Source organism: Micromonospora sp. CNZ286, assembly GCF_014207755.1.
Genome location: NZ_JACHIZ010000001.1, coordinates 2,326,537 through 2,332,741, shown reverse-complemented (window position 1 = coordinate 2,332,741; position 6,205 = coordinate 2,326,537). Strand labels below are relative to the sequence as shown.

Below are 6,205 nucleotides of genomic sequence, written 5' to 3'. Positions count from 1 at the left end.
TGCCTCCGGTCTTCTGGTCAGTCGGTGGTGACGAGTTGCAGTCGCAGCAGGGACGCCGTGAGCGGCTCGCCCGTGTCCGGCCGGGCCGGGGGTGGCGCCTCGGCCGGGCCGTCGCCGTCGAGCCACAGCCGCCTGCGCCGGAACACCGGGCGGGGCAGCGGCGCCCGGCGTACCGGCCCCGGCGGCGCGCCACTGAGCACGAGGTGGGCGTTGGTGCCGCCGAGGCCGAACGAGCTGACGCCGGCGACGCGTTCCCGGCCGGCCGGCCAGCCGACCGGTTCCGTGGTGGGGTGCAGCGGTGAGCGGTCGAAGTCGAACCGCGGGTTCGGGGTGTCGCAGAACAGCGTCGGCGGGATCGTGCCGTGTTCCAGGGCGAGCGCCACCTTGAACAGCCCGGCCATGCCGGCGGCGCTGAGCAGGTGGCCCAGGTTCGACTTCACGCTGCCGATCTCGATCCGGCCGCCGGGCCGGTCGCCGAAGACGTCGTTGAGGGCACGCAGCTCGATCGGGTCGCCGATGAGCGTGCCGGTGCCGTGCGCCTCCAGCATCGTGATGTCGGCGGGGCGCCGGCCGGCGGCGGCCAGCGCCTGCCGGACCACGTCGGCCTGGGCGGCGGGGCTGGGGGTGGTGACGCCCATCGTGTGCCCGTCGTTGTTCACCGCCACGCCGTCGATCACGGCGTGGACGCAGTCGCCGTCGGCGAGCGCGGCCGCCAGCGGTTTGAGCAGCACCACGCCGCAGCCCTCGCCGGGCACGAAGCCGTCGGCGCGTTCGTCGAACGTCCAGCACCGGCCGGTCGGGGACAGCGCCCGCGCGGCGCTCAGGTCGAGGTACGTCTCCGGGTCCAGCAGCACCTCGACGCCGCCGACGACCGCCAGCTCCGACTCCCCCGCGAGCAGGCTGCGGCAGGCGACCTGCACCGCGACGAGCGACGACGAGCAGGCGCTGTCGACGACCAGGTTCGGGCCGCGCAGGTCGAAGTGGTGTGCGACGCGGGCGGCGATGAAGTTCTGGTCGGAGCGCAGGACGTCGGTGCGGATCGGGACGCGTCGGCCGTAGTCGGACAGCCGCGCCCCGGCCACGACGGCGACGCGCCGGCCGCGCAGTTCGTCCGGGGCGTACCCGGCCTCGGCCAGGCACTCCGCGGTGCCCTCCAGGAACATCCGGATCGCCGGGTCCAGGCAGCGCGCCTCGTCGTCGCTCATGTCGAAGTAGCCGGGGTCGAACCACTCGATGCCCTCGACGAAGCCGCCCCACTTGCTGATCGACCGTCCGAGGCCGGGCTCGGGCGAGTACCAGCGGCGGTGGTCCCACCGCTCGGCCGGCACCTCGGTGACCGCGCAGCGCCCGTGGAGCAGGTTGTCCCACAGCGTCACGACGTCGGTCGCTCCCGGGAACCGGCAGGCCATGCCGATCACCGCCACCCGCCGGTCCAGGTCCGGCCGCGCGCCGCCGCCCGCGGCCACCGCCGCCTGCGCCGCCGTCGGCACAGGCTCGTCAACGGGTACGGGCGCAGTCACGGGTACGGGCGCCGTCACGGGTACGGGCGCAGCCACCGCGTCGGGTGGAGTCACGGGTCCGGGCGCAGCCACCGGCCCGGGCGAGTTCACCGCCTCGGGCGCAGTCGGCGGCTCGGGCTCGGGAGTCGCGGCCTGCACGCCGAGGTGGGCGGTGAGGCGCTCCAACGTGGGGTGCAGCAGCAGCGTCGCCGGGTCGAGATGGGTGCCGAGCCGCTCCTCGATGCGGATCAGCAGCTCGCCGAGGAGCACCGAGTCCACGCCCAGGTCGCCGAACTCGACGGTCGGGTCGAGGTCGCGCTCGGGAATGCCCAGCGCCGCCGAGAAGATGCCCACGAGCCAGCCCGGCGGGGCCGCCGGCCCGCCCGGCGCCGCCGGGGCCGTTGCCGTGCCCGTCGTCAGGGCCGGCGCCGGGGCCGGGATCGAGGCTGGGGCCGGCGCCGGGGCCGAGGCCGGGGCTGGGACCGAGGCCGGGGCTGGGACCGAGGCTGTCGCCGAGCCCGGGGCGGGCGTACCGGCGGCCGGAGCGCCTGCCACGACGGGGGGTGACGTCGGCGCCGGGCGGCGCGGGCGCAGCCGCAGCAGGGCGTCGGGGTCGGGGGCGTCGCCGAGCGGCGGGCACGGCAGCACCACCGCGCCGGCCGGCAGGGCGAGCACGCGGTCGACGACGCGTAGTCCGGCGGCGTCGTCCAGCGGGGCGAGACCGGCCGGCACGCACGGGTTGGGGCGTCCGCTCGTGGACCCGGTCTGTGCCCACTGCGGCCAGTCCACCGAGCGGAACTCCGTACGGCCGGCGGCGATCCGCGCGCGGACCAGCTCGTCGACGGCGATGTTCGCGGCGGCGTAGTCGGAGACCCCGGCGGCCAGCCCGGTCACCGTGGCGCACACCGAGGAGAACACCAGGAAGAAGTCGAGCGGGTCGGCGGCGCACAGCGGCACCAGGGTCTCGAAACCGTCCAGCTTGGGCGCCATCACCGCGCGGACGTCCGCCAGGTCCTTGTGCAGGAACGCCGGGTTGCCCCGGCTCTCCACACCAGCGCAGTGCACCACGCCCCGCAGCGGGCCGAGTTCCGAGCGGACCTGCCGCAGGAACTCCTCGACGCCGGGGAACCCGCCGGCGTGCTGGAGCACGCGCACGCCGCGGGCGCGCAGGTCGTCCGCGACGCCGGTGTCCGCGTGGACGCCGACCAGGGCGATCGACCGGGCGCCGTGACCGGCCAGGTGCCGGGCGACGAGCGCACCGACGCCCCGGGTGCCGCCGGTCACCAGGTAGGCCCCGTCCGGGTCGCAACGCAGCGGCGCGTGGGGCGCCGGTACGAGGTCCAGGCGCGGCCGGTACCGCCGGCCGTCGGCGTACCGGACCTCGCCGTAGGCGTCGGCCCGTACCCATTCGGCGAGGATCCGGGTGGCGAGATCGGTGTCGTCGCCGGGCCGGTCGGTGTGCAGCACGGTGGCGGTGACGCGGGCGTACTCGGCGCCGAGGACCTTGACGAAGCCGGCCGTGCGGACGTCGTCGACGGCCGTCTCCAGGATCCGCAACGGCGTGGTGGGACGCTCGGCCAGCAGCCGCTGCACCATCCGTACCCGGGTCTCCCAGCCGGGCCCGCCGGGCAGGCCGACCAGGCCGCCGACGTCGGGCACGCGGGACAGCACGGCGGCGAGGTCCGCCACGTCGTGCACGGCCAGGCCGCCGAGACGGGCGACGAGATCGGGACTGCCGCCGACGCACAGCATCACCCCGGCCACCGGCGACGCGGCCGGCCCGGGATCGGGATCCGGCTCCCACCCCTTGGCGTAGAGCGGCACCTCGGCGTCCGGCGCCGCCGCGACGGTCGGCGCCTGCGTGCCGGACGGCCCGGCACCGGCCGGTGTGTCCTCCGGCACCCAGCACCGCATGCGGGCGAACGGGTACGCCGGCAGGTCCACGACCGTCCGGCCCGGCTCGTGGAGCGCGGCCCAGTCGACGGCTCCGCCGGCCACCCAGTGCCGGGCGAGGTCGGTCAGGCTCGCGCCGGCCGGCGGCACGGCGTCCGGGTCCGGCGCGGCGGGCGCGCGGCCGCGCAGCACGGCGGGATCGGTGCGGTAGGCGGTGAGACGCTCGCACAACGTCGCGACGTCCTCGACCACGACCGCCAGCCGCTGCCGCAGCGGCTCCCGGCCGACCTGGAGTGTGTAGGCGATGTCGGCGAGGGCCGGCCCGTCGTGCGCCAGCAGCGCGGCGGCGTGGTCGGCGGCCGAACCGGGGTGCTCCCCGGCGGCGATCCGCCGGACCGCGGCGACGAGGTCCGCCGTGCTCGGTCCGCGGTCCCGGCGCAGGTACGCGACGAGCCGCCGCACCACCTCGTCGAGGCGGTCCTCGTCGTAGGCGGACAGGACGACGAGCTGCGGGCCGGGCGGCGCGGCCGGGCGGGTGCGGGCGGGTGGCGCGGCGACGACCGCGTGGGCGATGGTCCCTCCGGCGCCGAACGAGCTGACGCCCGCGACCCGGGGGCCGGTCCACTCGGCCCGCTGCCGCTGCACCCGGAACGGCACGGCGTCCCAGGGGATGTTCGGGTTGAGTTCGTCGGCGTGCAGCGACGGCGCGAGCACGCCGTGCCGCAGTTGCAGGATGACCTTGGTGAGACCGGCGAGTCCGGCGGCGGCCTCGGTGTGCCCGATCGTCGACTTCACCGAGCCGATCGGGATGCTGCCGGGCGGCAGGTCGGTCCCGGCCGCGTCCCGGTACGCCCGGGTCAGGCCGTCGATCTCGACCGGGTCGCCGAGCGCCGTGCCGGCGCCGTGTGCCTCCACGTAGCCGATCTCGGCGGGTCCGGTACGGGCGTCGCGCAGCGCCCGCCGTACCACGTCGGCCTGCGCGACCGGGCTGGGCACGATGTAGCCGTTCGTCCGTCCGGCGTGGACGACGGCGGTGCCGCGGATCACGGCGTGCACCGGGTCACCGTCGTCCAGCGCCCGCCGCAGCGGCTTGAGGATCAGCGCACCGACCCCCTCGGCCGGCACGAACCCGTCGCCGCCGGCGCCGAAGGTCCGGCTGCGCCTGTCGGTCGCGGTGAGCTTCATCCGGTGCTGCTGGATGAACTTGTTCGGGTGCAGCGACAGGCTGACGGCCCCGGCCACCGCCAGTTCGGCCTCGCCGCGCCGCAGGCTCTGCACCGCCAGGTCGAGCGCCACCAGCGCGGAGGAGCACATCGTGTCCACGGTGAGGCTCGGGCCGTGCAGGTCGAAGCAGTACGACACCCGGTTGGCGATGCCGCCGAGCGTCGCGCCGGAGTCCTGCGGGACGCCGCGCAGCGTCCGCTCCGCCCCGAACAGCGGGTACTCGTTCCACATCGCGCCCGCGTACACGGCGACCGAGGAGTGGTGCCGCTCCCGCAGCCGGGCGCGGGTGTATCCGGCGCTCTCCAGCGCGGCCCAGGTCACTTCGAGGAACAGCCGTTCCTGCGGGTCCATCAGGGCGGCGTCGCGGGGGGTGATGCCGAACAGCAGCGGGTCGAACCGGTCGACGTCGTCGAGGTACCCGCCGTCCATGAGGTGGGTCGGCCATCCCGGTCGCGCGCGCTCGGGCGGGTGCGGGGTGACGCAGTCGCGGCCGCCGACGAGGTTGTCCCAGAACGCGTCGAGGTCGGGCGAGCGCGGGTAGCGTCCCGCGACGCCGATCACCGCGATCTCCGTCTCGCGCTCCTCCTCCGGCTCCCGCTCCACGGCGACGGCCGGCGCCGGCACGACGTCCGCAGCGGGCGGTGCGGCGGACTCGGCAGGTGCGACGGACTCGGTGGGTTCGGCGGGTACGGCAGGTGCGGCGGACCCGGCAGGCTCGGCGGGAACCGCGCCGGCGGGAGCCGTGCGGCCGGCCGCCGCCAGCGCCGCGGCGACCTCTCCAAGGGTGGCGTGCTCGAAGAACAGCGTCCGCGACCGCTCGCCCAGGTCGTTCTCCAGCCGGGCGGTCAGTCGCGTCACGAGGAACGACGACAGGCCCAGCTCGGTCAGCGGCAGGAGCGGGTCGACGGACTCGGCGGGCAGGCCGGACACCTCGGCGTACACCTCGACCAGATAGGCCCGCAGCGACCCGGCCGGGTCGCGCGGCCGTGCGGCGGGCGGGGCCGGCGGCGCCGCACCGAAGGGGTAGCCGGGCAGCGGCACCCGCGGGCGTGGTCCCGGCCAGTACCGCCGCCAGTCGACCAGGCCGCCGCCGACCCAGTCCGCGGCGGCGTCGGCGTCGGTCGGCGCGGCGGCCGGCGCGAACGGCGCCCCGGCGACGCCGTGCAGCACCCCGTCGCGGGCCTCGCCGCGCAGGTAGGCGTCGAGTCCGCCGACCAGGTCCGCGACGCTCGCGCACCGCACGGCGAGCCGGTGCGGCAACGGCATCCGGCCGACCTGCGTGGTGTACGCCACGTCGGCGAGGTCGAGCGCCGGGTCCGCGGTGGAGACGTGCTCGCGCAGCCGGTGCGCGGACCGGCGTAGCCGCTCCGGATCGGCGGCGGAGAGGACAACGGCGTGGGCTGGATCGGTCTGTTGCGTCACGGCACCTGCCCGCCTGGGAAGGGTCGACGGCCGAGGATCCCGGCCGAGTCATCACGCTAGGCAGTCGTACCGGCTTCGCCTGCTCAACCTTGAGCAGGCCGGTTGCTTCCGGCGCCCGCTCAACCGTGAGCAGACACGCCGTCGGCCGTCCCCGTAGAAACGGGCCG

General features: G+C 76.4%; 1 protein-coding gene. It reads right to left on the bottom strand.

Annotation, left to right across the window (positions count from 1 at the left end):
* Window positions 1-17: 17 nt before the first annotated feature.
* Window positions 18-6,038 carry an SDR family NAD(P)-dependent oxidoreductase gene (locus tag FHX31_RS10755; RefSeq protein ID WP_184975914.1) on the bottom strand — a complete coding sequence of 2,007 codons (6,021 nt, stop codon included), beginning with the start codon at window positions 6,036-6,038 and terminating at the stop codon, window positions 18-20.
* Window positions 6,039-6,205 lie beyond the last annotated feature (167 nt).